At 69.0% G+C, this 21,588-nt stretch carries 18 protein-coding genes; 9 read left to right on the top strand and 9 right to left on the bottom strand.

The window, feature by feature from the left end:
* The first annotated feature begins 9 nt into the window (after positions 1 to 9).
* Both F8566_RS50575 and F8566_RS44380 read left to right on the top strand, forming a co-directional pair.
* Entirely contained in the window at positions 10 to 204 is a 195-nt protein-coding gene (locus F8566_RS50575) for a hypothetical protein (RefSeq protein WP_192810193.1), read from the top strand.
* Positions 205 to 530: 326 nt separating this feature from the next.
* Positions 531 to 1,271 (top strand): LolA-like protein, encoded by a 741-nt coding sequence (locus F8566_RS44380; RefSeq protein ID WP_151569508.1) that lies wholly within the window; start codon positions 531 to 533, stop codon positions 1,269 to 1,271.
* 70 nt (positions 1,272 to 1,341) lie between these two features.
* On the opposite strand, the gene F8566_RS44375 is transcribed toward F8566_RS44380, so the two are convergent.
* From F8566_RS44375 to F8566_RS44365, 3 genes are all read right to left on the bottom strand, one after another.
* Positions 1,342 to 3,831: an excinuclease ABC subunit UvrA gene (locus F8566_RS44375; protein WP_225994080.1), complete on the bottom strand. Its 2,490-nt coding sequence runs from the start codon at positions 3,829 to 3,831 to the stop codon at positions 1,342 to 1,344.
* The gene (locus F8566_RS44370) at positions 3,828 to 4,355 is read right to left on the bottom strand and encodes a pyridoxamine 5'-phosphate oxidase family protein (RefSeq protein ID WP_151569506.1); all 528 of its coding nucleotides are present in this window, start codon (positions 4,353 to 4,355) and stop codon (positions 3,828 to 3,830) included. The genes F8566_RS44375 and F8566_RS44370 overlap by 4 nt, the downstream gene beginning before the upstream one ends.
* A gap of 96 nt (positions 4,356 to 4,451) precedes the next feature.
* Positions 4,452 to 6,044, bottom strand: coding sequence for a rhamnogalacturonidase (locus tag F8566_RS44365; RefSeq protein ID WP_225994079.1), 1,593 nt, complete (start codon positions 6,042 to 6,044; stop codon positions 4,452 to 4,454).
* Positions 6,045 to 6,418: 374 nt separating this feature from the next.
* Here F8566_RS44365 and F8566_RS44360 point away from each other — a divergent pair, with 374 nt between their 5' ends.
* Complete coding sequence (locus tag F8566_RS44360) at positions 6,419 to 9,664, top strand: DUF4132 domain-containing protein (RefSeq protein ID WP_151569504.1); 3,246 nt, start codon at positions 6,419 to 6,421, stop codon at positions 9,662 to 9,664.
* Between the two features lie 239 nt (positions 9,665 to 9,903).
* On the opposite strand, the gene F8566_RS44350 is transcribed toward F8566_RS44360, so the two are convergent.
* Positions 9,904 to 10,776, bottom strand: coding sequence for an SDR family oxidoreductase (locus F8566_RS44350; RefSeq protein ID WP_151569502.1), 873 nt, complete (start codon positions 10,774 to 10,776; stop codon positions 9,904 to 9,906).
* 77 nt (positions 10,777 to 10,853) lie between these two features.
* Here F8566_RS44350 and F8566_RS50570 point away from each other — a divergent pair, with 77 nt between their 5' ends.
* The 4 genes from F8566_RS50570 (at position 10,854) to F8566_RS44330 (ending at position 14,061) form a co-directional block, all read left to right on the top strand.
* Positions 10,854 to 11,042, top strand: a complete 189-nt coding sequence (locus F8566_RS50570; protein ID WP_192810192.1) for a hypothetical protein — start codon at positions 10,854 to 10,856, stop codon at positions 11,040 to 11,042.
* 165 nt (positions 11,043 to 11,207) lie between these two features.
* Positions 11,208 to 12,095 carry a LysR family transcriptional regulator gene (locus F8566_RS44340; RefSeq protein WP_151569500.1) on the top strand — a complete coding sequence of 296 codons (888 nt, stop codon included), beginning with the start codon at positions 11,208 to 11,210 and terminating at the stop codon, positions 12,093 to 12,095.
* Positions 12,096 to 12,322: 227 nt separating this feature from the next.
* Positions 12,323 to 13,090: an SDR family oxidoreductase gene (locus F8566_RS44335; protein ID WP_151569498.1), complete on the top strand. Its 768-nt coding sequence runs from the start codon at positions 12,323 to 12,325 to the stop codon at positions 13,088 to 13,090.
* Between the two features lie 47 nt (positions 13,091 to 13,137).
* Positions 13,138 to 14,061 (top strand): RNA polymerase sigma-70 factor, encoded by a 924-nt coding sequence (locus F8566_RS44330; protein ID WP_151569496.1) that lies wholly within the window; start codon positions 13,138 to 13,140, stop codon positions 14,059 to 14,061.
* A 414-nt stretch (positions 14,062 to 14,475) separates the two neighbouring features.
* Here the strand turns inward: F8566_RS44330 and F8566_RS44325 are convergent, their stop codons facing one another.
* The 3 genes from F8566_RS44325 to F8566_RS44315 form a co-directional block, all read right to left on the bottom strand.
* Complete coding sequence (locus F8566_RS44325) at positions 14,476 to 15,390, bottom strand: LLM class flavin-dependent oxidoreductase (RefSeq protein WP_151569493.1); 915 nt, start codon at positions 15,388 to 15,390, stop codon at positions 14,476 to 14,478.
* A gap of 41 nt (positions 15,391 to 15,431) precedes the next feature.
* Positions 15,432 to 16,517 carry an NAD(P)/FAD-dependent oxidoreductase gene (locus F8566_RS44320; protein ID WP_151569491.1) on the bottom strand — a complete coding sequence of 362 codons (1,086 nt, stop codon included), beginning with the start codon at positions 16,515 to 16,517 and terminating at the stop codon, positions 15,432 to 15,434.
* 98 nt (positions 16,518 to 16,615) lie between these two features.
* A complete protein-coding gene (locus F8566_RS44315; protein ID WP_225994078.1) occupies positions 16,616 to 17,026 on the bottom strand; it encodes a MarR family winged helix-turn-helix transcriptional regulator in 411 nt (136 codons plus the stop codon).
* A gap of 297 nt (positions 17,027 to 17,323) precedes the next feature.
* Between F8566_RS44315 and F8566_RS44310 the strand changes: the two genes are divergently transcribed.
* Positions 17,324 to 18,433, top strand: a complete 1,110-nt coding sequence (locus F8566_RS44310) for a hypothetical protein (RefSeq protein WP_151569489.1) — start codon at positions 17,324 to 17,326, stop codon at positions 18,431 to 18,433.
* Between the two features lie 352 nt (positions 18,434 to 18,785).
* Here the strand turns inward: F8566_RS44310 and F8566_RS44305 are convergent, their stop codons facing one another.
* Positions 18,786 to 19,400 (bottom strand): TetR/AcrR family transcriptional regulator, encoded by a 615-nt coding sequence (locus F8566_RS44305; protein WP_225994077.1) that lies wholly within the window; start codon positions 19,398 to 19,400, stop codon positions 18,786 to 18,788.
* A gap of 26 nt (positions 19,401 to 19,426) precedes the next feature.
* Here F8566_RS44305 and F8566_RS44300 point away from each other — a divergent pair, with 26 nt between their 5' ends.
* Complete coding sequence (locus tag F8566_RS44300) at positions 19,427 to 20,728, top strand: M14 family zinc carboxypeptidase (RefSeq protein WP_225994076.1); 1,302 nt, start codon at positions 19,427 to 19,429, stop codon at positions 20,726 to 20,728.
* 52 nt (positions 20,729 to 20,780) lie between these two features.
* Here F8566_RS44300 and F8566_RS44295 read toward each other — a convergent pair whose 3' ends face one another.
* Positions 20,781 to 21,554: an SDR family oxidoreductase gene (locus tag F8566_RS44295; RefSeq protein ID WP_151569487.1), complete on the bottom strand. Its 774-nt coding sequence runs from the start codon at positions 21,552 to 21,554 to the stop codon at positions 20,781 to 20,783.
* Positions 21,555 to 21,588: the final 34 nt, after the last annotated feature.

Here is a 21,588-nt window from a genome sequence, read left to right as displayed (position 1 = left end):
GAAGGCTCGTTGACTCGCGCGGGCCGCACCAACCCCGGCGTCGTACGCGAAGATCACCGCCTGCACCCGGTCCCGCCCGATCTTCGCCGGCATGTGGCCGACGGGCGTCTTGCCGGTGGACTCGGCGAGGTGGAAGCGGTCGGCGATCTCGGCGGGTCTGCTGTCGTGCTCGGGAGAACGGCCGGGCATCCGGCCCCGGCCTGATGTGGCCAGCCAGGCCTGTCAGGAGATCGCTGATCGTTCATGCCTGGCGCGCGGGGGCGGTGAGCGGTGTTCGCCGTTGGCGGCGGTTGGCATCCGGCCTGAGCAGGCGTTGTCGACCCGCGAGACGCGAGCTGACGGCCAGCGAAATCGGCTGCGGCGTCCGCAAACCGCGACGGCGCCATCCCCGACGCGGAAAAGGCGGCGGCCCAGGGAGCGCTCGACTTCGGCGGGCGGGGTTGAGGCCTTGATCGTCGCGCCATTATCTTGCAACCGCCTCACCACCACGGTGGTGGACGAGCGCCGCCGACCACGGACTCAGGAGCCTGATGGACCTCCCTCTTGCGCGCATCCGCCTTGTGGCAGGGGTCGCGCTCCTTGGCTTGGCCACAGCGTCGTGCGGAGGCGAGGACAAGGGCTCCAAGGACGCGCCCAAGTCGCCCGCCAGTCAGTCGTCGGCCACGTCCGGCTATATCAAGACCGCTGCCCAGATCGTTGAGGAGAGCCAGGCCGCGCTGAGGGCCGCCACGTCGGTCCACGTGAAGGGCACTCTGCCGGGCGAGGCCAAGGGCGCAAAGATCGATGTGGTGATCGCGGGAGACTCGGCCAAGGGGGTGATCGACCTTGCCGCCAAGGGCGCCGCCACCCCGGCGGAGGTGGTGAAGACCCAGGGCAAGCTCTACCTCAAGGGCAAGCAGCTCTGGGTCAAGACGGCCGGCAGGGAAGCGGGGGCGGCCCTGGGTGGCAAGTGGGTGATCGCGCCGTCCTATCTGGCCAAAACGTTCGACCCCTATCTGACCACGGACGGGCTGCGCGACATTCTCCCCTCGCCGAAGGGCGTGCTGGCCAAGCGCCCGCCGAGCAAGATCAATGGCATGCCGGTCAACGTGGTGCTGGACTACTCCTACTGGGAGCGTCCAGACAAGGGTGTTCCGTACTACGTTGCCGCCGAAGGCACGCCCTACCCGGTGCGCCTGTTCGACGGCGCCAAAGCGCTGAACTTCACCTATGAGGCTCCCGGCGCGTTCACGGCACCAAAGGGAGCGCTCAAACTCAGCGGGCAGGGCTGACCCAACTCGATTGTCCCGGGATACACCCACACCGAAGAGAGAGCCGACCAGGGTCAGAGCCCAAGGTCTCTCAGCAGCGCGCGTGCCGTACCTCTAGGAGGGGCAGGCCTGCCGCGTGCCGTCGGAAGAAAACGGCGGTCGGGGTGTCCGCCGTCGCGACGGTGTCCGGGGTGCCCTCCGCGACCACTGCGCCTCCGTCCGGACCAGCTCCCGGGCCCAGGTCGATCACCCAGTCTGCGGACGCGGCGACGGGGATGTCGTGTTCGGCCACGACGACGGTGTTGCCCGAGTCGAGCAGCACATCGAGGGCGTCCACGACACGCTGGATGTCGGATGGATGCAGGCCCGAGACGGGCTCGTCGAGAACGACGAGGCCCGCCTTGCGGCTCGCGGCACCGCGCTGGATCGCGGACGCCAGCTTCAGCCGCTGCGCCTCGCCGCCGGACAGCTCCGTGGCGCTTTGGCCGAGTTGGAGATAGCCAAGCCCGACCTGGTTCAAGGCCCTCAGGATCTCCGCGAGCTGCCGGGGCTCGGAAAGCCGCTCCACGGCCTCGGCGACAGTCAGCTCCAGTACCTGGTCAATGGCCAATCCTTGATATTTGATCTCCAGGGCCTCCGGCTTGTAACGCCGGCCCTCGCAGGCGTCGCAGACCACCCATACGTCCGGTAGAAAGTGCATGTTGACGAGCTTGCGGCCATAGCCGGTGCAGGTCTCGCAGCGCCCGCCGTCTGCGGTGTTGAAGCTGAACCAGGACGCATTGACACCGCGCTTGCGCGCCACGTCGGTCTCGGCGAACAGCTTGCGGATGATGTCGAACGCCTTGCTGTACGTGGCCGGATTGGAACGCGGCGTCCGGCCGAGTGGCTCCTGATCGACGACGGCGACCCAGCTGAAGCCGTCGAGGCCGGTCACCTTCCGCACCATGTCGGTCGCCGCCCCGTTCAGGGCGGCCTCCACACCGGCCCCGAGCGCGCCGAGCAGGCTGCTCTTGCCGCTGCCGCTCACCCCGGTCAGGCAGGTGAGGCGGCCGATGGGGAAACGCACCAGGTCCGCAGTCACGTTGTGGGCACGCAGGCCGTGCAACTCCACCCAGCCGGAGCCGTCCACTGGACGGCGGGCCCGGCGGAGGCGTGGCCCCTCACCGGACAGATAGCGCCCGGTCAGCGACCCCGGATGGGCGGCCGCGTCGGCGGGTGGCCCCGACACCAGGACCTCACCACCGAGGCGGCCCGCGCCGGGTCCCATGTCGATCACCCAGTCGGCGCGGGCGATCAGCTCGGGGTCGTGCTCGACGAGGAGCACCGTGTTACCGGCCTCGCGCAACTCCAGGGCGATGTCGAGCAGGTGTGCCTTGTCCGCCGGATGCAACCCGTTCCCGGGCTCGTCCAGGACGAAGATGATGCCGCTCAGCTCGGTGCTGAGCTGCGCGGCGAGCCGGGTCCGCTGCAGCTCGCCCCCGGACAGCGTCGCCGCGCTCCGGGACAGCTGGAGATGGGCCAGGCCGAGCCGGTCAAGGATCCCGAGCCTGCGGCCCAGGTCCTGCAACAGCGGCTCACCCACCTCGCGCTGCCGTACGCCCAGGTCGGCCGCCACGCGCTTCGCCCAGCTGCGCACCTCGCGTACCTCCACCTCAAGCAGGTCGGGGTACGTCAGCTCGCCGAGCCGCACGGACCGGGCCACCTGGTCATATCCGCTCCCGCCGCAGGTGCCGCAGGGTTGCTTGCGCATGTACGGCAGGTAGCGCTGTTTGGCGCTGGACGTCTGGGCGTTCAAGAACACTCTTTCCACCTCGGCGAGCGCGCCCCGCATCGGCTGGTTCGAGGTGTAGGTCATCCGGGCCGTCTCGTTCTTGTTCGGAATGTCGACGATCGCCTCGACCTTCTCGTCGCCTGTGCCGTACAGCACGCAGTGACGGAACTCCTCAGGCAGCGACTGCCACGGCCGGCTGAGGTCCACGCCCCGCTTCTCGGCAAGCGCCGGTACGAACGCGTGCTCCCCCGACCGCCACTTCGCGTACCAGGGCGAGGCCCCTTCGAAGAGGGGAAGCTCCGGGTGCGTGATGATCAGGTCTTCCTGGGCCTGCCAGCGTCCGCCCACCCCGTGGCAGTCCGCGCAGCTCCCTTCCGGCGTATTGCGGTCGAAGTGAGCGGTTGTCAGATGCCCGTCGCCGACCGCCGGAAGGCGCGAGTACAGCAGCCCCAGGTGCCCGTCGATGCCGGTGATGGTCGCGACCGTGGAGCGGGGGTTGCGGTTCAGGCGGCGCTGGTCGACCGCGAGCGTCGTGCCGAGTCCGAGGATGCGGTCGACCTTCGGCCGGTTGCGCTGGGTGATGTACTGCCGGACGAACGGCGAAAGCCCCTCCAGATAACGCAGTTGGGCCTCGTTGTGCAGGGTGTCGATGGCCAGCGAGGTCTTGCCGCTGCCGCTCACTCCGGTGAACGCGACGAGCTGCCCCTTGGGGATGCTCACCGACACGTCCCGCAGATTGTTGGTACGAGCCCCCACCACGTCGATGGTCTCGCGTCCCATGCTCGCGACGTCCCGTACGAACGCGGTCACCGGGCCGTCGCAGTGAGCTTGGCGAAGTCGGGGCAGTACACGCTCATCCAGTGCGGATGGAGCCGGTAGTAGACCACCTCGTTGTCCCAGTCGAAGGCGTTGTCGCCGTAGAAGTCCTTGAAGTATGCAAGCAGCTCCGGCCAGTCCGCCGCCGGTTCGCCGCCCTGCGGGTTGAGGATCTCCACCGTGCCGTGCGTGAACACGCCCAGATCCTCACCGCGCATGTGCGCGGCGCTGGCAGCGGGCCGGGCGGCGAGGTGGCGGGCCTTGGCGGCTTCGGGCGCCGTGCCGAAGTGCCACTTCCCGTGCAGGAAATGCCCGTCCGCTCCGCTGATCCGCGGTTCGCCCTTCGCCGTCACGGTCGACAGGGCGAGCGTGCACATGCCGGTGAGGACCTGGGTGAGCTGTTCCGCGGTCAACGTTCTCTTGGTGGTGATGATCGAACGCAGGTGCGAGCTGGAGCGGGAGAGGGAGGCGTCCAGGAGCGCCTGCAGCTCTCTGAGATCTTCTGGCGTTTCACGCATTGCGGTCCTTGTCCATCCGTAGGGGCCGGTCCACGACGCCGACCGATGACCTCATGCTCACCCTCAAACCTGACATCCTGCGTCAGCCTTTATGCGTCAGAGTTCCTTATGGCCGGTGTGGTCGAGACGGGTGTCGGGGACCGGGCGGCTGGTGGTGACGGTGAAATCGTCGACGTCGTCCAGGACGAAGGTCGGCGTCCCTTCGACCTTGTCGGCCCGGTTGTGGTGGAAATCGGCGTCGGCCACGTCTCGCAATGCGTATGCGGGGCGGGTGTCGCGTTCCTCGAACCTGACCTCGACGTTGTCGAGCGTGATGCCTTTGGCGTGCCGGATGAAGAAGCCGTAGGCGGGCAGGGGGCCGAACATGGTGGTCTCGGGGTAGGCGCCTTCGTTCTCAGGGGGGTTCTGGTTGACATCTCCCGGCGTGAGGCCGCCGGCCAGGCTGTGCCGGATGTTGCTGATCCGGACGTCCTCGATGGGGTGGCCGGGGATTCCGGAGATCGTTGACGGGTAGCGGGGGTCGGCGTTGTGGACGATGACGTCGCTGATGCTGACCCGGCGCAGCTTGCCGATCTGGGCACCGGCCGGTCCGCGCATCCGCGAGCCCAGCCGCAGGAAGATCGGCATCTGTACCTGGCGCATGGTGATGTTGCTGATCGTCACGTCCTCCAGAAGCCCGCCGTCGACGGTCTGCAGCGCCAGCCCGCGGCAGTGCTCGAAGATCACGTTCGAGATGGCGATGTTCGTGAACCCGCCGTTGGACTCGGTGCCGAACTTGATCCGTCCGGTCCGCCCGTACGACGCCGCGGTCTTGAACGTTCCGTCGTACAGGGTGCCGAGGTCATAGCCACTGACCATGCAGTTGTCGATGGTCACGTTCTCGGTGGCGCGAGCCTTGCCCAGCGCGTACGAGCTCTTGAGCACGATCGCGTCGGCGTTCGGTGTGTTGATGGCGCTGCCCGAGATCCGGACGTTGCGGCAGCAGTCGAGGTTGATCCCGTCCGAGTAGGTGTCGATGACCAGGTTGTCGATCCGCAGGTTGTCCACACCGGTCGGCAGGATCGCCAGGCTGCCGCCGTTGAGGATCGTGATGTCACGGATCATGACATTGCGGCAGAGCTTCAGGGCGATCGCCTTGGTGCCTGCTCCCGGCTCTTCTTCTCCGGGCCCGCCGACCAGGCCCTTCCCGTCGATCACACCCGGACCGGAGATGGTGACGCCGGTGAGGCCCTCACCCCAGATCAGGCTGTTGTGCCAGTGGCTGTGCACGTAATCCTGGTACGGATTGCCCGCTCCCGGCTCGGCCGGGTCGTATCCCTTTCCGTCGACGGGCTTGGCGGCGAGCAGCGTGGCGCCCTGCGCGAGGTAGAGGGCGACGTTGCTCTTCAGACGGATCGAGTAGCAGGCGTACGTGCCGGCCGGGAAGTAGACGGTGCCGCCCGCCCCGCCGCCAGCAGGAGGCCGGGCCTTTGCCGCCTCGTCGATCGCGCGGTTGACGGCGCCGGAGTCGATCGTCACACCATCGCCCTTGGCGCCGAAACGCCTCACGTCGAATACTCGGCTGGGGTCGTCCGTCGGGGGCCGGGGCGCGGCCTCCGCGGCGGTTCCTTGCACCAGCGGCAGCGCGGCGCCGGCCATTCCGGCCGCTCCCATTGTGACGATGCGGCGACGGCTCATCGACTTGGCCAAGGCGTGTTCCTTTCTCTTCCTTCGTTGTGCGACCACTGGCCTTGGCCGTCGATGCGAATTCGCCCTGCACAGCCCCGAACCGCCTTGCGGAACGCCTCGCGGAACGGCCTGCGGAACGCCTCACGGATCGCCGCCGTGTAGAAGACCAGCGCGATGATCGTGACATCGCACCATCCTCGGAGGCGGTCACGGACGTCGTCGTCGTATCGCGGGATGCTTCCCGCATACTCCCCTCGACGTAGGCGGCACACGCGCCCGAGCCTTGTGGTGAACGCGAGCCCGTAGGTGAGGGAGCCCATCTCATAGGTGAGGGAGCTCAGCTCAGCCGTTGCCGATCGGCGCGTTGTCGGACGGTGGGGCTAACGTGATCATCCATGTCTGAGAGCGCGCTGATGATCCCCGAGCACTGGCGGAACGCCCTTCACCCACGGCGGGGAGGCACGCCCGTGCCGGCCGCACCGATCGATCCGGGTGCCCCCGAGGCTGCGCGGAATGCCCTGGCCGGACTGCGGGAGGAGACCGACCAGCTGCTCGCCCACACGAGGAGCGTGCCCGAGCTGGTCGAGGCTGCCCGCGCACATCTGGACGGAGCGGAGAATTCCCAGGGCGCCGCCGTCCTCGCGGTCATCGCCGCCGACAGGAGCATTGACGCCCGGGTGTTCGCGGACGCGTGGGTCGCCGAGCACGGGCTGGCCTTCGCCGCCGCGGCGGCCGCCGAGGCCGCCCGTATCCGGATCGCTTCCGGCAGCGGCGCGCGACGGCACCTCGCGCTGATCCGGCACGACCAGCCCGCCGGATGGTGGGCCATGGAGGACCCGTGCTTCAACGCCGTCGCTCCTCGGATCCGTGCGCTCATCGCGGCCGCCGACGAGGGCGGCTACCGGGACGTGGTCGCGGCGCTGGCGGAGTGCCGCAGGGACCTGACCGGCCGGATGGCCGTCGCGTTCCTGGCACCGTCCGAGACCGGTTGGGTGGACGAGCTGTGCGACGAGTTGCCTGACGAGTTGCGTCCGCTGCCGCTGCGGAGGGTCCTGTGCTCGCTCGGCTCGGCGGACCAGGTCGTGCGATTCCGCTCACGTGACCAACGCTGGGATTGGCTGGAGAGCCCCGACACCCTGTACACGGCGGCCGACGGGCTCGGCTCGGCTCTGGTGCCCGTCCTGGCCGACCTCCTCAGCTTCGGGAGTGACTCGGACCGCGCACTGGAGATCTTGGCCGCCCTGCCGTCCGACGAGGCGATGGAGTTCCTGGTGGGACGCCTCGACAAGAACCGCGTGCACGCGGCCGTCGTCGAGGCCGCGCGGCGTTTCCCAGAACGCGCACGCCGCGTCCTCAGTGCTGCCGCAAGCTCCGACAGGGCGGCGATCTCCCGGTACGCGGCGCGCCTGCTGGGTGGCGAGGCCGCAAACGAAGCCGGGTGGGCTCCCGAGGCCGCTGCGGCGGACCTGCCATCCCTGTTGGTCGATCCACCGTGGGCGAAGGACCTCCCTGACCGGACGCCCGTCGTCGTGAAGGGCCTCCGAACCCCGGCGGACAACACGGTCGTGTGGGAACCGGGCGAACGCGAACAGTGGGCCACTCCCCCGGCCGACGAGAACGTCGACTGGGATGAGGAGATCGAGCTCTTCCAGGACGGCGACCTGCCTGCCGAACGGCAGTGGGCGCTGTTCCTGTCCGGCCCGGAGGAACGCGTTCGTCCCCTGCTGAGCCGGTGGCGGCCGAGCCTGACCCTCGCCGACCCGGCACGGCTGAAGCCGGTGCTGGCGCGTTTCTCCGAGGACGCCGTCCCGGCCGCGCTGGAACTCGCTGGGGCGCGGCCCGCGGCGGCCGGGGAGTTGCTGCTGCCGTTCTGTGATGCTCAGATCACCGCACTGATGGCCGCCTGGCGGCTACGGCGCCCGGCGCTGCGTCCCATCGCGGAACGCTGGTTCGCGCGGCACGCGGCGGCCGCAGCCCGCGTGCTGGTCCCCGCCGCGCTCGCCGGGGGCAAGAAGGTCGGCGAGCGCCGGGCCCGCCGCGACGCGGAGACGGCGCTGGTTCACCTTGCCGCGCGTGGGCACTCCGCCGAGGTCCTGGCGGCGGCGAAGGAGCACGGCGGTCCCGCCTCGGACGCGATCGAGGCGCTGGTCTCGCTCGATCCCCTGGTCGCCGTACTCCCCACCAAAATCCCCGAGCCCCCGAGGTGGCTCGACCCGTACCTGACCCCGCAGGTGCTGCTGCGGGACGGGCGGGCGCTCCCCGGCGCGGCCGTCGCCCACCTGGTCACGCTCCTCACCGTCTCCGACCTGGACGACGTCCACCCGGGCATCGAGACGGTGCGGGAGGCATGCGACCCCGCCTCCCTCGCCGCGCTGGCGTGGGAGATCTTCCAGCAGTCCGGGCTGCGCGGCCGGGGCGGCGGCCTGGGCGACGAGGGCTGGGTGCTGACCGCGCTCGGCCTGTTCGGGAACGACACGACGGTTCGCGAGCTGGCTCCGGTGATCCGCGCCTGGCCGGGCATGAACGGCCATCTCCTGGCCGTCGCGGGCCTCGACGTGCTGGTCGCGATCGGTACCGACACCGCGCTGGCCCAGCTCAACGGCATCGCCGAACGGATCAAGTACAAGGGCCTCAAGGGCCAGGCGCGGGACCGCATCGCCGCGCTCGCCGCCGACCGCGGGCTCACCGGCGAGCAGCTCTCCGACCGCCTCGTCCCCGACCTGGGCCTGAACGCTGACGGCACCCTCGTCCTCGACTACGGCCCGCGGCAGTTCACGGTCGGGTTCGACGAGCAGCTCAAGCCGTACGTGCTGGACCAGGACGGGAAGCGCCGGGCTAGCCTCCCCAAGCCGGGCGCGCGCGACGACGCGGAGCCGGCCCCGGCGGCGCACAAGCGGTTCGCCGTGCTGAAGAAGGAGGTCCGGACGGTCGCGGCCGGCCGGATCGAGCGGCTGGAACGGGCGATGGTCGCCGGGCGGCGCTGGACGGCCGACGAGTTCCGGGAGCTGATCGTCGGGCATCCGCTGGTCCGGCACCTCGCTCACCGGCTGCTGTGGACGACCGGGGACGGTCGCACGTTCCGGGTCGCCGAGGACCGCACGCTCGCCGACCTCGACGATGCCGAGGCGCACCTGGTCCGCACCGATTCGGTCAGGCTCGTCCACCCCCTGAACCTCACCCCGGACGTGCTCACGGCGTGGTCCGATGTCTTCGCCGACTACGAGATCATGCAGCCGTTCCCCCAGCTCGGTCGCCCGGTCCACGCCCTGACGGACACCGAGCGGGCCGCGACCGAGCTGGACCGGTTCCGCGACGTCACCGTCGCGGCCGGCGCGGCCCTGGGCATGGAGCGGCGCGACTGGGACCGCGGCGACCCCCAGGACAACGGCATCATCTTCTGGATCTCGCGCCGCCTGCCCGGCGCGCGCACGGTCATGGTGTCCCTCGACCCGGGCATCTCGATCGTCGACCCGAGCTACTGGCCGGAGCAGCGGATCATGTCCGTCCGAATCATCTCCGGCCACGTACCGGGCCACCGTGCCGACTCCGGGCTCGCAACCTTCGCCGACCTCGACGCGATGAGCGCCTCAGAGCTCCTGACCGACCTGCTCCACCTCACCGAAGGCCGCACAGCGACCTGACCGGCCGATCCCTGGGCCGCGCTGGCGCCTGTCGTAGGGGCCGGAACGGTCGCCGACGTGCTGGGAAGGATCGCCGCAGCGGCGCTGCAACCGGCAGAGGTCAACGGCTGCCTGGCGTTGGTTCTCCGGCTCAACGGCGAGCGGTACGCGTCGACGGCGGCCTCATCACCGGGCTCTACGCCGTGCGCAATCCCGAGAAGCTGTCGCACATGGAGCGCGAGACCGCCCTGCGCAGCTGATCAAAGGGCGAACGCGTCGGCGTGGTCGCGGGCGAAATCGGCGATGTCGCGTGGTGGGCGGCCCAGGAGGTCGGCGACCGTGTCGGTGGTGAAGTCTCCCCACCCGGAGGCATACGCCTGCGCGTACTCCTCAAGCATGTCGACGATCCATTTCGGAACGCCGTAGCCGAGCAGAGTCTTGCGCTTGGCGTCGTCGCTGCTCGGCAGGTACGTGATGGACCTGCCGAGAACGCTTCCCAACTGGTCGGCGACCTCGTCGAACGTCAGCGAGCGTGGGCCGGTGAGGGTGTAGGTGTGGCCGTGGTGGCGATCGGCGTCGTCGAGGAGGACACGGGCAGCGCTCTCGGCGATGTCGCGTACGTCGATCATGCCGAGCCGCGCCGAGGCCATGTTCAGGGAGAACGCGCCGGTGGCGGAGATGTCGCCCGCCTCGTTCAGCAGGTTCTGCATGAACCAGTGCGGACGCAGGATCGTCCAGCGCATGCCGGACCGTTCGATCTCCTGGTCCGACAGTGCGTGCAGTCTGCCGCTGCGATTAGGCGCGTCATGTGCCGCCCCGACGACCGACAAGCGCACGACGCGTTCCACACCGGCCTGACGTGCGGCCCACACGGCGTTCATGTTGTTCTCTGGAGCACGCGGGCCGTTCGGGGTGAGCAGCCACACGTCGTGCACACCCTCGAACGCCGACGGCAGCGACCCAGGGTCATCAAGGTCGCCGACGAAGACTTCGGCGCCCTCCTCACACAGGCCGGCGGCTTTGGATTCGTCGCGGACGAGGGCACGGAGGTTGACGTCGGCCCCTTCCAGCGCGTTCATCAGCGCGGTGGACACGGTGCCGGTGGCTCCGGTGATCAGTACGGTACGCGCCATGATCATTCTCCTTGGGCAATAGTGGTGACCAGGTTGTGTACGCCCTGGTCAACTGGGGATTTTTCGTTCGGTTGACGGTGACGCGCTCCAGGACCCAGAGCACGACGGTCCCGGTCGAGAAGACGCCGCCCAGGACGCACACGCCGGTCCAGCCGCCGCGCACCCAGACCGCCGACGTCAGCGCGGATCCCACCGCGCCACCGACGAAGAACGTGGTCAGGAAGGCCGAGTTGATCCGGTTGCGGGCTTCGGGCCGGAGTGCGTAGAGGACGTTCTGGTTGCTGTTGAGCACCGCCTGATGTGCCAGCCCGCGTGACAGGCCGCCGCCGTCCGGATGGGGTCTCGTCGTCATGGAACCAGCTTCGGCGACGAACGATCAATGAGTCCAACACATGTTTGTCATCAGAACGATCGTGTATCACGATTGATCCATGGAGCTTCAGCAGATGCGCTATGTCGTCGCTGTCGCGGAGACGAGCAACTTCACCCGCGCCGCCGAGCAGTGCCTGGTCGTCCAGTCCGCACTGAGCCACCAGATCGCACGGCTGGAACGCGAGCTGGGCGCCAAGCTGTTCGAGCGCACCAGCCGCCGCGTCCGGTTGACGCCGGCCGGGGAGGCGTTCCTCCCCGCGGCCCGCCAGGCCCTCGACGCGGCCGAGCGGGCGCGGGCGGAGGTGGCGGCCGCCGCCGGCGAGATCCGCGGCAGCCTCACCATCGGCGCCATCCCCACCGTCACCGCGGTCGATCTCCCGGCCGCGCTGAAACAGTTCCACCTGCGCCACCGGCAGGTACGGATCAGCCTCCGGTCGGGAGCGAGCGAGGACCTGATCGAACGGGTGCGGCAGGGCACCATGGACGTCGCGTTCCTGGGGCTTCCGCTGGACGTACGGCCCAAGGGTGTTCGAGGCCGGGAGCTCGCACGCGGCGAACTGGTCGCCGTGGTCTCGCCCGGTCATCCGCTGGCGGACATGGAAGACGTGGACCTGCACCGGCTGGCGGACGAGCCGTTCGTCGACTTTCCGGCGGGCAGTGCCGGGCGGGTCCAGTCGGACGAGGCCTTCGCGGCCGCCGGAGTACGGCGCGAGGTCGCCTTCGAGGTTTCAGCCCCTGACTTCATGGCCCGCCTGATCCGGCAGGGCCTGGGCATCGGGATGCTGCCCGCCCGCTTCGTGTCCAATCTCCCCGACCTGCCCACCGTCCGCGTTCGGGACGCCCCGGCCCGCATCGAGCACCTCATCTGGAGCCGTTTCCAGCCCTCCCCCGCCGCCGCAGCCTTTCTGTCCGAGCTGGGGATCTCGGCAACCCCGGCAGATGGCTAAGCGCGCCCGGAGGTCCAGGTGCTCGCCTTCAGCGTGTCCTTCGACAACGGTGTGACCTGGAAGGCCGTTCTGCTGCACAGGACGGCGGCCGCTGGATCGCTGGGCCCGCGCCGCCAACGTTCTCTCCAACTTTTTCCTGTCCTTATGTCAGGGATGGCCGGGCTGTCTCGTCTCGGGTTCGAAAGCAGGTTTTGAGAAGAACACACCACCTGTAGCAAGGAGCTGTCTTGAGCGAGCAGACCACACACCAGAAGATCGCGCTGGTTACCGGGGCGAACAAGGGAATCGGCCGTGCGGTTGCCGAGCAGCTCGCCGCGCTGGGCATGACGGTCCTGGTCGGGGCCAGAGACCCGCAGCGTGGAGAGGAAGCCGCTGCGGCGCTGCGCGCGGCGGGCGGCATCGTGCACGCGGTCACCCTGGACGTCACCGACCAGGCCACCGCCCGGGCAGTGGCGACGTGGGTCGAGGAGCGCTTCGGTCACCTCGACGTGCTGATCAACAACGCCGGCATCACCGGCTCCGGGCAGGTCTCACCGCAGGACGCCTACGATCAGGTCCCGAGTTCGGTCGACCTGGACATGGTCCGGACGGTGTTCGAGACCAACGTCTTCGGGGTGATCGCAGTGACCAACGCCATGCTGCCGCTGCTGCGACGGTCACCGGCACCGCGCATCGTCAACGTCAGCAGCCACGCCGCGTCGCTGACCCTCACCAGCGACCCGGACGGTCCCTTCGCAGCCCTGATGCCCTCGGCCGCGTACACCCCCTCCAAGGCCGCGCTGAACGCGCTGACCGTGCAATACGCGAATGAGCTGCGCAAAGACGGCATCCTCAGCAACGCCGTCGCCCCCGGCTACGTCGACACTGACAGCAACAACCACACCGGGCACCTGACCCCTGCGCAGGGCGCCGCGGTCGTGGTGGGCCTGGCCACGCTCGGCGCGGACGGGCCGACCGGGGGGTTCTTCGGTGAGGACGGCCCGTTGCCCTGGTGAGGTGGCCCGGGCACGTTGTGGTGGCAGACATTCAAGGAGGAGCCGGCTTGACCAAGACCGAAGAGTTCCAGGAGCTACGGCCGCTGCTCTTCTCGATCGCCTACCGGATCCTGGGCAGTGTGAGCGAGGCCGAGGACGCGGTCCAGGAGACCTGGCTGCGCTACCAGGCATCCCCGACCCAGCCCGCGTCGGCCAAGGCGTTCCTTTCAACCGTGGTCACCCGGATCTCGATCGATGTGCTGCGCTCGGCCCGTGTCCGGCGGGAGGAGTACGTCGGGCCATGGCTCCCGGAGCCGCTGCTGACCGATCCCTACCAGGACCCGGCGCGGTCGGCGGAGCTGGCCGACTCGGTGTCGATGGCGGCCCTGCTCCTGCTGGAGCGGCTCACCCCGCTCGAACGCGCGGTCTTCGTCCTGCGGGAGGTGTTCTCCTTCGGCTTTCCCGAGATCGCATCGGCCGTGGGGCGATCGGAGGCGGCGTGCCACCAGCTCGCGGTGCGGGCGCGACGTCACATGGACGCGGGCCGGGCCCGGTTCGAGGCCGACCGCAAGGACAGCGAGGAACTCGCCAAACGGTTCTTCCAAGCCTTCCGGCAAGGGAACGTCGACGAGCTGGCCGAGCTGCTGGCCGCCGACGTTCACATGATCGGCGACAGTGGCGGCAAGGCCCCGCAATGGAAACCCGTCATCCTTGGCGCCCAGAACGTGGCCCGGGTGCTCGCAGCGTTCGTTCCGCTGGTCGTCAAGGGCGGCGGCGTCGTGGAGTCGCAGCAGGTGAACGGCCAGCCCGGCGCGATCTTCCGCGACCGGGACGGCCAGGTCCTCAGTACCTGGGCGCTCGACGTACTCGACGGACAGATCCAAACGATCCGCACAGTGAACAACCCCGACAAGCTCGGACACGTCGGTCCCGTAGCGGACGCCTGGGCGGCTCTTCGAGAGGCGAACCAGGCTCACGAGCCCACAGAATGACCCAAAGCCGACTGCGTAGGGCCCTGAGACAGCCGCCAGTCGTGCGCCGGCCGTCGCGAGCAGTTCGGCGACGAACGATCGGCCATCGAACAGCACCGCCCCATCCGCCCCCGTCTGAGCACCTAGGTGCTCAGACGGGGCCACCTGGTGCTCAGCGTGCGACACGAGGTCGCACCGGACAAGTAAGAACGGTCATATGAAGGAGCGATAGTTCGACCGGACTTCGGGCCAGTGTCCAGGCCCGTCCCCGCGCCCACGTGCGTCGCTGGTAACGGCGGGGCTTGGAGCTGAGGCTAACGGCCGACGGGCGATGGCAGCCGGAGAGTGGTGGCGGCTGACGGCCGACGGGCGGCGGCTGGTGGCTGGTGGCCGGCGGGTGGCGGCTGGCGGCCAGCGGGTGGTGGCGGTTGCGCGCTAGGCGTCCTGCTTCGCGATCGCTTCGCGTACGGCCGGAACGATCTCGGTTGCCCAGCGGCCGAGAGTGCCGATGTCCTGCGTTCCGCCGGAGGGCGAGAAGAGCGTGAAGCCCGACGCGCCGTGCTCCAGCACGGCACCGGTCAGCTCCTCGACCCACTGCTCGACGGAACCGCCGATCCAGCGCCCGTCACGGTCACGCGTGGCGGGCAGCGGCTGGTCGGTGATGCGTCCGGGGAAGTTGAAGATCGTGCGGATCTCGCGCGGATCGCGGCCCACGGCGGCCGCCGCCTCGTCGATGACCGGACGCGACGTCCGGTAGCGCTCGCTGAGCCAGTCCGCCGCGTGGCCCGGGATCCAGCCGTCGGCCACCCGGCCGGTGGCGGCCAGGGACTTCGGCCCGACCGATCCCGTCCACACCGGGGGTGCGGCCACCGGAGCCGGCTCGATCTCGTTCACCTGGTAGTGGCGGCCCTGGTAGGTGACCGGCGGACCGCCACCTGACAGCTTCTTGACCAGGACGATCGCCTCCTCGAAGGCGTCCACGGCATCGGCCGGTGAGAGTTGCGGCACTCCCATGTCGGCGATCCGATCCCACAGCCCGCCAGCGCCCATGCCGAGCACGACGCGGCCTCCGGAGAGCGCCGACAGTGTCGTCACCGTTCGCGCCAGCATGGGAGCAGGCCGAGTCGGCAAGTTGGTGACGTTGGCGAAGCCCGCGATGTGCTGCGTACGTCCGAGGAGGAATCCGATGGCGGCGTAGGCGTCCAAGCGTTTTCCGATGTAGGGATGGTCCGACAGCGAGAAGTGGTCGAGCCCGTCACGGTCGGCTTGTTGGACCATGCGCAGCAGCTCTGGCCCGTCGTCGATGGCGCTGTGCGCGCCGAAACCGAAGACGACGTCATGTTCAGACATTGCTCTGCCTTTCATTTGATTAACGTGTTCCGGCCCCCGCGTCAGGCGGCGGTGGGACCGAACTGCTCGACGAAGCGGCCAGTGAACAGATCCGCGCCCTTGTACTCGGAGACCGTCGCGGCCGGGGTGACGAACGGGCCGTCCGGAGAGGGCAACTGTCCGACCCCGCCGTTCGGGCCGAGCGGGACCATGATCATGGGGTAGGGCAGCGGCTGGTAGGTGGCCGTGGGCGGCTCGCCGTTCAGCTGGGCGATGATGTTCTTGGCGACGACCTCGGCGTGCTGCATCGCGAAGGCGGCCATCTTGGTCTCCGCAACGTCGGTGATGTCGCCGACCGCGTAGACGTGGTCGTGCCCCTTGACGTTGAGAAATTCGGTGACGGGCACCCGTCCCTCTGGCGTACGGGTCGTGAGCTTCCCGTCGGCGAGATAGTCGCTGTTGGTGCTCACCCCGTGGGCGCGGAACCAGATGTCAGCGGCGATCTCGTCGCCGTCGGTCGTGGTGACGGTGAAGGCGTCCGCCAGGCCGGCCTCGGTGGCCGGCGGCGCCACCAGGCCGGTGCCCAGGCGCACCTCGACCCCCAGGGCGTCGAGCTGGCCGCGCAGGTCCTCGACCACTTCCGGCTTGAAGCCGGGGAGCAGCTCCTCGGCCGGGTCGGCGATGGTCACGTGCTTGTCCGGCCAGACCTCCTTGATCTCCCCGGCCAGTTCCAGTCCGACCGGGCCGGCGCCGAGGATCAGCACCTTGCCGGCCTGGCGCAGTTCCTTGTGCGTCCGGCGGAGATCGTCCAGCGCCTCGTCGATCGAGTCGGAGGCGGGCTTGGCCGGGTAGGCGTAGCTGGAGCCGGTGGCCAGGACCACGTAGTCCGCCGCGACATGCTCACCCGAGGCCAGGGTGACACCGCCGGCGTCAACGGAAGCGGCGCGGTCGCGAATCACTTTGCCCTGCGAAAGCAGGGTCTCAAAGGGGTAGAACGCGTTGTTCGCCCAGTCGGGCTGGGTCAGGGCCCGCAGCGACGCGGCCGCGTTGACGAACGCGTCCCGGGGGTCGATGAGGATGACGTCGGCTTCGGACTCCAGGGCCTTGGCGACCGTAGCGCCACCGACGATCGCGACTGTACGCTTCATGATTTAAACGCTCCCATAGTGAAGGGGTTGAGTTCGTGCCACGAACTATATTAGTTCGTAGTACGAACTGCAACTCCTCTCCGGGGGAACGTGGCGTCTCAGTGGCTCTGAGCGGCGCGGGCTCCTTCATCCGGCTCCTGGAAGACCACCGGGACCTCGTTGTCCAGCACGACGCGGCCGAGCAGTCCGGCAAGCAGGTCGCGCTCGGCTGGGCTGAGGCACGCCGGCAACTCCTCGATCCGCCTGCAGGTCTCGTCGTAGAACTCCCCTGCCACTCGTTCGCCTCGCGCGGTGAGCGCGACCCGCACCGCACGGGTGTCCAGGGGATCTGGTTCACGCTGGACCAGGCCGTTGCGCTCGGTACGATCCACCAGACCGGTGAGGCTCGACTTGGCCAGCCTCAGCATCGCCCCCAGCTCGCTCATGCCGTGCGGCCGCGCCATCAGCACACACAGCAACTGCCCCTGCTGAGGGGTCACTCCGTACTCCCGCCCCGACTCGGCGTACACGGCATTCACCAAGAACGAGGACCGCACAAGCGCGGAGACAATCCCGATTTGGCCATCATCATGCTTACCCACCCGGCCAGGGTAACACCGAGAACCCCTATAATTCGCGCAACGAACTACCCCCCATGAGGGCATGAAGACGGCTGGCCGCAGGACGCCGTCCGAAACGAGCGTCGCCTCCGCGCCACGAGATGTTCATCTTCGAACGGCCAACCGCGGTTAGATGGCGTCCGTCTCGTTCATGTGATGATCAATCGCATACTTGTTGTAGCCGCTGTAGCGGCGGGCTCCGGCCTCGTGGCGGTTCCCACCGCTGCCGCCGCCCCGGCCAAGTGGCGCGTCGGTTTCCGAGGCGATGCCGGGGTCTCCGTGAATGACCTGGCGAGCGTCAGTCCGAAGAACGCCTGGTCGGCGGGGGCGCGCAGGACCAAGGAGTTCGACCCCAGGACCGGGTCCTACTTCACCGCCCCCCAGATCAGGCACTGGAACGGCAGCCGGTGGGCCGTCGTAAAGAGCCCGGCCGGGCCCAAGGAATTCCCACTGCGTGAGCTCTCCCTGATCGAAGCCTCCGGGCCGTCCAATGTGTGGACCGCGGGCACCGCCGTGGCGAAGGGGCCGGGTGATGTCGGTTCCAGCACTCGGTCAGTGGTGTCGCGTTGGAACGGCAAGCGCTGGCAACTCATGGGCTCCGGCCGGACGACGGTCACCGACCTTGACGTGCTCGGTGCCGGGCATGCCTGGATCGTCGGACGTGACAACCGCACGGGAAAGGCCTTCTTCAAGCACTTCCGCAACGGCCGGTGGAAGACTCTCCCGGCGCCCGGCGGGTTGCGTGAGGTCAGCGTCCGGACGCCGAACGACATCTGGGGCCTGGGACGTTCCTCGGTGCTGCACTTCAACGGCAAGGCCTGGCGCACCGTGGCGTTGCCCAAGACCACCGTGCCCGTCGCGCCCAACCCCGCGTACGGCCCGGTGCGGCCGCGGATCGACGCCGTGCAGGTCGTCGCCGGGAATGTGTGGATCGCCGTCGGCTTCCAGCAGGGCGACTGGTCCCAGCCGGGCACGGCCCTGCTCCGGCGCACCAAGGGCAAATGGCACCAGAACCGGCTGTCCAAGGACGTCGTCACCACACTGTCCGGCGACGGCAAGGGCGGTATCTGGGCCGCGTCCTACCAGCAGTCCATCACCGCTACACCAGATGGGCAGGACCCCTACGCCTACACGACCCTGTCCATTGACGCCTTGCGCCACACGGGCGCGAAGCTGGCCCGGCGCAACCTCACGCCTGTCGCGACAGGATTCCAGTGGACGGACCTCGTCGCCGTTCCCAAGACCGACTCGGCGTTGGCAGCCGGCTTCAACTGGCGTCCTCCCCAGGGAAGCATCGTCTTCCGCTACAGCCACTGACCACAGACGCCCGCAGACCGCGGACGGCCGCAGACAACAGAGGACCGCTCACCACAGAGGACCGCTGACCACAGACGGGCGCTGACCCACGGACGCCCGGTCACCACAGAGGACCGCTCACCACAGACGGGCGCTGACCCACAGACGGCCGCTCACCACAGACGGCCGCTCACCACAGACGGCCGCTCACCACAGACGGCCGCTCACCACAGACGGCCGCTCACCACAGACGGGCGCTCACCACAGACGGGCGCTGACCACAGACGGCCCGTTGACATAGACGGGCGCCGGAGATCGTTCCGGCGCCCGTCTTCCTTCAGCTTCCTTAGCTTCCTTCAGTGAACTTCGGAGATCAGGGCGGTCCGAGCACCTGGGGGGTGGCGAGGGCGCGGGCGGTTTCGGCGAAGTACTCTTCGGAGGCCTGCTCGGCCAAGCCGAGAATGACCCCCTGGCTGAGGCCGACCATGAGTGCCCGCAGCGCGGTCGCCACGCGCTCCGCCTGCCGCGCCGTCACGATCGCGTTCCCATGGGATCTGCCGGTGAACAGCTCGGCCAAACGCTGTTGGTGTGCACGGATGGACGCGGCGAGCTTGGCCTGCAGGTCGGGGTCGCGCAGGGCCGTGTCCTGCAGGCTGATCTCGAACGACAGGTGCCGCAGCGCGTCGGGATCCTCGCAGGTGCGCTGGTAGTAGCGGGAGAAGGCGTCGATGGCCTCAAGCAGATCGAGTCCGGCGGGGACGGCCTGCTCAATCCCTTCGTAGTGCGGGCCGAGGTAGTCGGTGACCAGCGCGATCAGCAAGCCGTTCTTGCTGCCGAACAACGAGTAGACGGCACCGGTGGTCAGGCCGGCCTGCTCGGCGATCTCCTCCAGCCGGGCGCGATGGCCGTCGCGGGTGACGATCCGCCGTGCGGCCTCCAGCAAGGCGCGGCGGTTGCGTTCCTTGGCCTCCGCCCTTGTCATTCTCATAATCTCATTATTACAGTAATCCCGTTATGAAAGTAGCGGAGTACATGAGCCGGGTGCCCGGCTACACGGCCTTCCCGTCCGTGGACGCCCTGCACGCAGAGCTTGACGCGGCGGCTGCCGCCCACCCCGACCTGGTTAGAATCCGGCACATCGGGACCTCGCGGCTGGGCGAGCCTCTGCGCGTGCTGACCGTCGGTGACGGCCCCGCGGACGCCGTGGTCATCGGCGGCCCGCATCCCAACGAACCGGTCGGCTTCCGTACCGTCACCGCGCTGATCACCCTGCTGTGCCAGGACGCTGCGCTGCGCGCGAGGCTGGGGTATCGCTGGCACTTCCTCGCGTGCGCCGACCCGGACGGCGCCCGCCTCAACGAGGGCTGGTACGGCAGGCCCGGGGATCGCCGTGCCTATGCCGAGCACTTCTACCGCCCGGATCTGGCCGACCAGGTCGAGTGGACCTTCCCGCTCTCGGCTGGTGACTACCGCTTCGACCGGACGCTGCCGGAGACGGCGGCGCTGATGCGGTTGATGGACGAGGTGGAGCCGTCGTTCGTCTGCTCGCTGCACAACGGGGAGCACCAGGGCGCGTTCTTCTACCTCAACCGCGACGACGCGACGCTCGCGCATCGGCTGGCTGAGCTCCCTGGCCTTGAGGGCCTGCCCCTCCATCACGGCGAGCCGGAACTCCCTGGCTCCCAGCCGATCGCCCCCGCCGTTCACGCCACCCCCAGCGGGGCACGGGTGGGCGCGGCGTTCGGGGCGGGCGCCAGCAGCGCCGACTACGCCGCCCGGTTCGGCGCCCTGCACCTGGTGACCGAGGTGCCCATGTGGGCCGACGAACGGGTGTCCGACCGGACCGAGACCGGCACCGGCCACCAGGAGATCGTCGCCGCCGCGACAGCGGCGCGGCGAGAGCTGATCGACACACTCGAGACCGCGTTGAGCTCGGTCGCGGAAGACCTGACCGTACGATCGCCGTTCCGCCGCTCGACCGAGGCCACGCTGCGGACCTTCCGTACGCTCACCGAGCAGGCCGACGAATCGCTTCCCGGCCCCGACCGCCCCGCCACGGTCGCCGAACGGTTCGATCATCGCCAGTCAGTGCACCTGTTCCGCCTCCGTTTGCTCGGAACGTTCCTGCGCATGCTCGATGCCGAGATCGCGGCGGGCAATCCCACTCCGGCCATCCGTACCCAGCGTCGCCTGCTCGCCGAACGCTTCGACCGCTGGGTGCAGGAAGCCGAAACCGACTCCCCGAGCTCGGCGACCGAGATCCGCAAGCTGGTCGCGGTGCAACTGGGCGCCGTCCTCCTCGCCGCCGCAAGTTAGCGATGTCCGTTGGAGGTCCCCCGAGCCTCGGGGGACCTCCAACGCCATGGGCTCAGCTGGGCTGGCCGGTGGGCATGATGGTGACCTGCTGGAGGTTCACCCGCGGCGGGAGGGACGCGATGAACCCGATGGTCTGTGCGACGTCCTCAGAGGTGAGCCATTCCATCGTGTCCCGGGAGCCCTCAAGCCATGCCTGTGCGCCCTCGTCGGTGACGTGGCTCTGCAGCTCGGTGCCGACGATGCCCGGCTCGATCGCCGAGACACGCACGTTCTTCGGACCGAGCTCGGTCCGCAGGTGGCGGGACAGGTGGGTGACGTAGGCCTTGGTGGCGGAGTAGACGGCGAAGGTCGGGAAGATGTTCTGCGCCGCGATCGACGAAGTGTTGATCAGGTCGGCGACCCCGCGCTCACCGGCGGCCACCAGCTGGGGTGTAAGGGCTCCGATGACGTTCATCAAACCGGTGACGTTGAGGTCGATCTGACGCTGCCACTGGTCGGTCGCCAGCTCCTCGATCGGGGCAGGCAGCATGACGCCCGCGTTGTTGAAGAGCAGGTCGGCGCCGCCCAGCTCGTCCGCCACACGTCCGGCGGCCGCCCGTACCGCGGCCACATCGGTCACATCGACCGCCAGCGCCAAGGCCTGGCCGCCGTTCTTCTCGATTCGGGCAACCAGATCGTCCAGCCGTTCCGCGCGCCGCGCCAGGACGGCGACACTCGCACCCAGCTCGGCCAGGTGCTCGGCCGTGGCCTCGCCGATTCCGCTGGAGGCGCCGGTGACGACCGCCACACGACCCGCGAGGGGACGGGCAGAGTTCTGCGTGGTCATAGTGCGTACCTTTCGGACGTTACCGCGGCGGGTC

It is taken from the genome of Actinomadura rudentiformis (genome assembly GCF_008923185.1).
In the GTDB taxonomy this organism is placed as follows: domain Bacteria; phylum Actinomycetota; class Actinomycetes; order Streptosporangiales; family Streptosporangiaceae; genus Spirillospora; species Spirillospora rudentiformis.
This window is presented reverse-complemented; position numbering and strand designations above follow the sequence as displayed.

What these genes read in the sequence shown, in the direction of transcription:
- F8566_RS44300 (WP_225994076.1), top strand. Translation starts at nt 19,427, where the DNA reads ATGAAAGTAGCGGAGTACATGAGCCGGGTGCCCGGCTACACGGCCTTC.
- F8566_RS44320 (WP_151569491.1), bottom strand. Translation starts at nt 16,517, where the DNA reads ATGAAGCGTACAGTCGCGATCGTCGGTGGCGCTACGGTCGCCAAGGCC.
- F8566_RS44360 (WP_151569504.1), top strand. Translation starts at nt 6,419, where the DNA reads ATGTCTGAGAGCGCGCTGATGATCCCCGAGCACTGGCGGAACGCCCTT.
- F8566_RS44350 (WP_151569502.1), bottom strand. Translation starts at nt 10,776, where the DNA reads ATGGCGCGTACCGTACTGATCACCGGAGCCACCGGCACCGTGTCCACC.
- F8566_RS44370 (WP_151569506.1), bottom strand. Translation starts at nt 4,355, where the DNA reads ATGCGTGAAACGCCAGAAGATCTCAGAGAGCTGCAGGCGCTCCTGGAC.
- F8566_RS44295 (WP_151569487.1), bottom strand. Translation starts at nt 21,554, where the DNA reads ATGACCACGCAGAACTCTGCCCGTCCCCTCGCGGGTCGTGTGGCGGTC.
- F8566_RS44305 (WP_225994077.1), bottom strand. Translation starts at nt 19,400, where the DNA reads ATGAGAATGACAAGGGCGGAGGCCAAGGAACGCAACCGCCGCGCCTTG.
- F8566_RS44380 (WP_151569508.1), top strand. Translation starts at nt 531, where the DNA reads ATGGACCTCCCTCTTGCGCGCATCCGCCTTGTGGCAGGGGTCGCGCTC.
- F8566_RS44340 (WP_151569500.1), top strand. Translation starts at nt 11,208, where the DNA reads ATGGAGCTTCAGCAGATGCGCTATGTCGTCGCTGTCGCGGAGACGAGC.
- F8566_RS44325 (WP_151569493.1), bottom strand. Translation starts at nt 15,390, where the DNA reads ATGTCTGAACATGACGTCGTCTTCGGTTTCGGCGCGCACAGCGCCATC.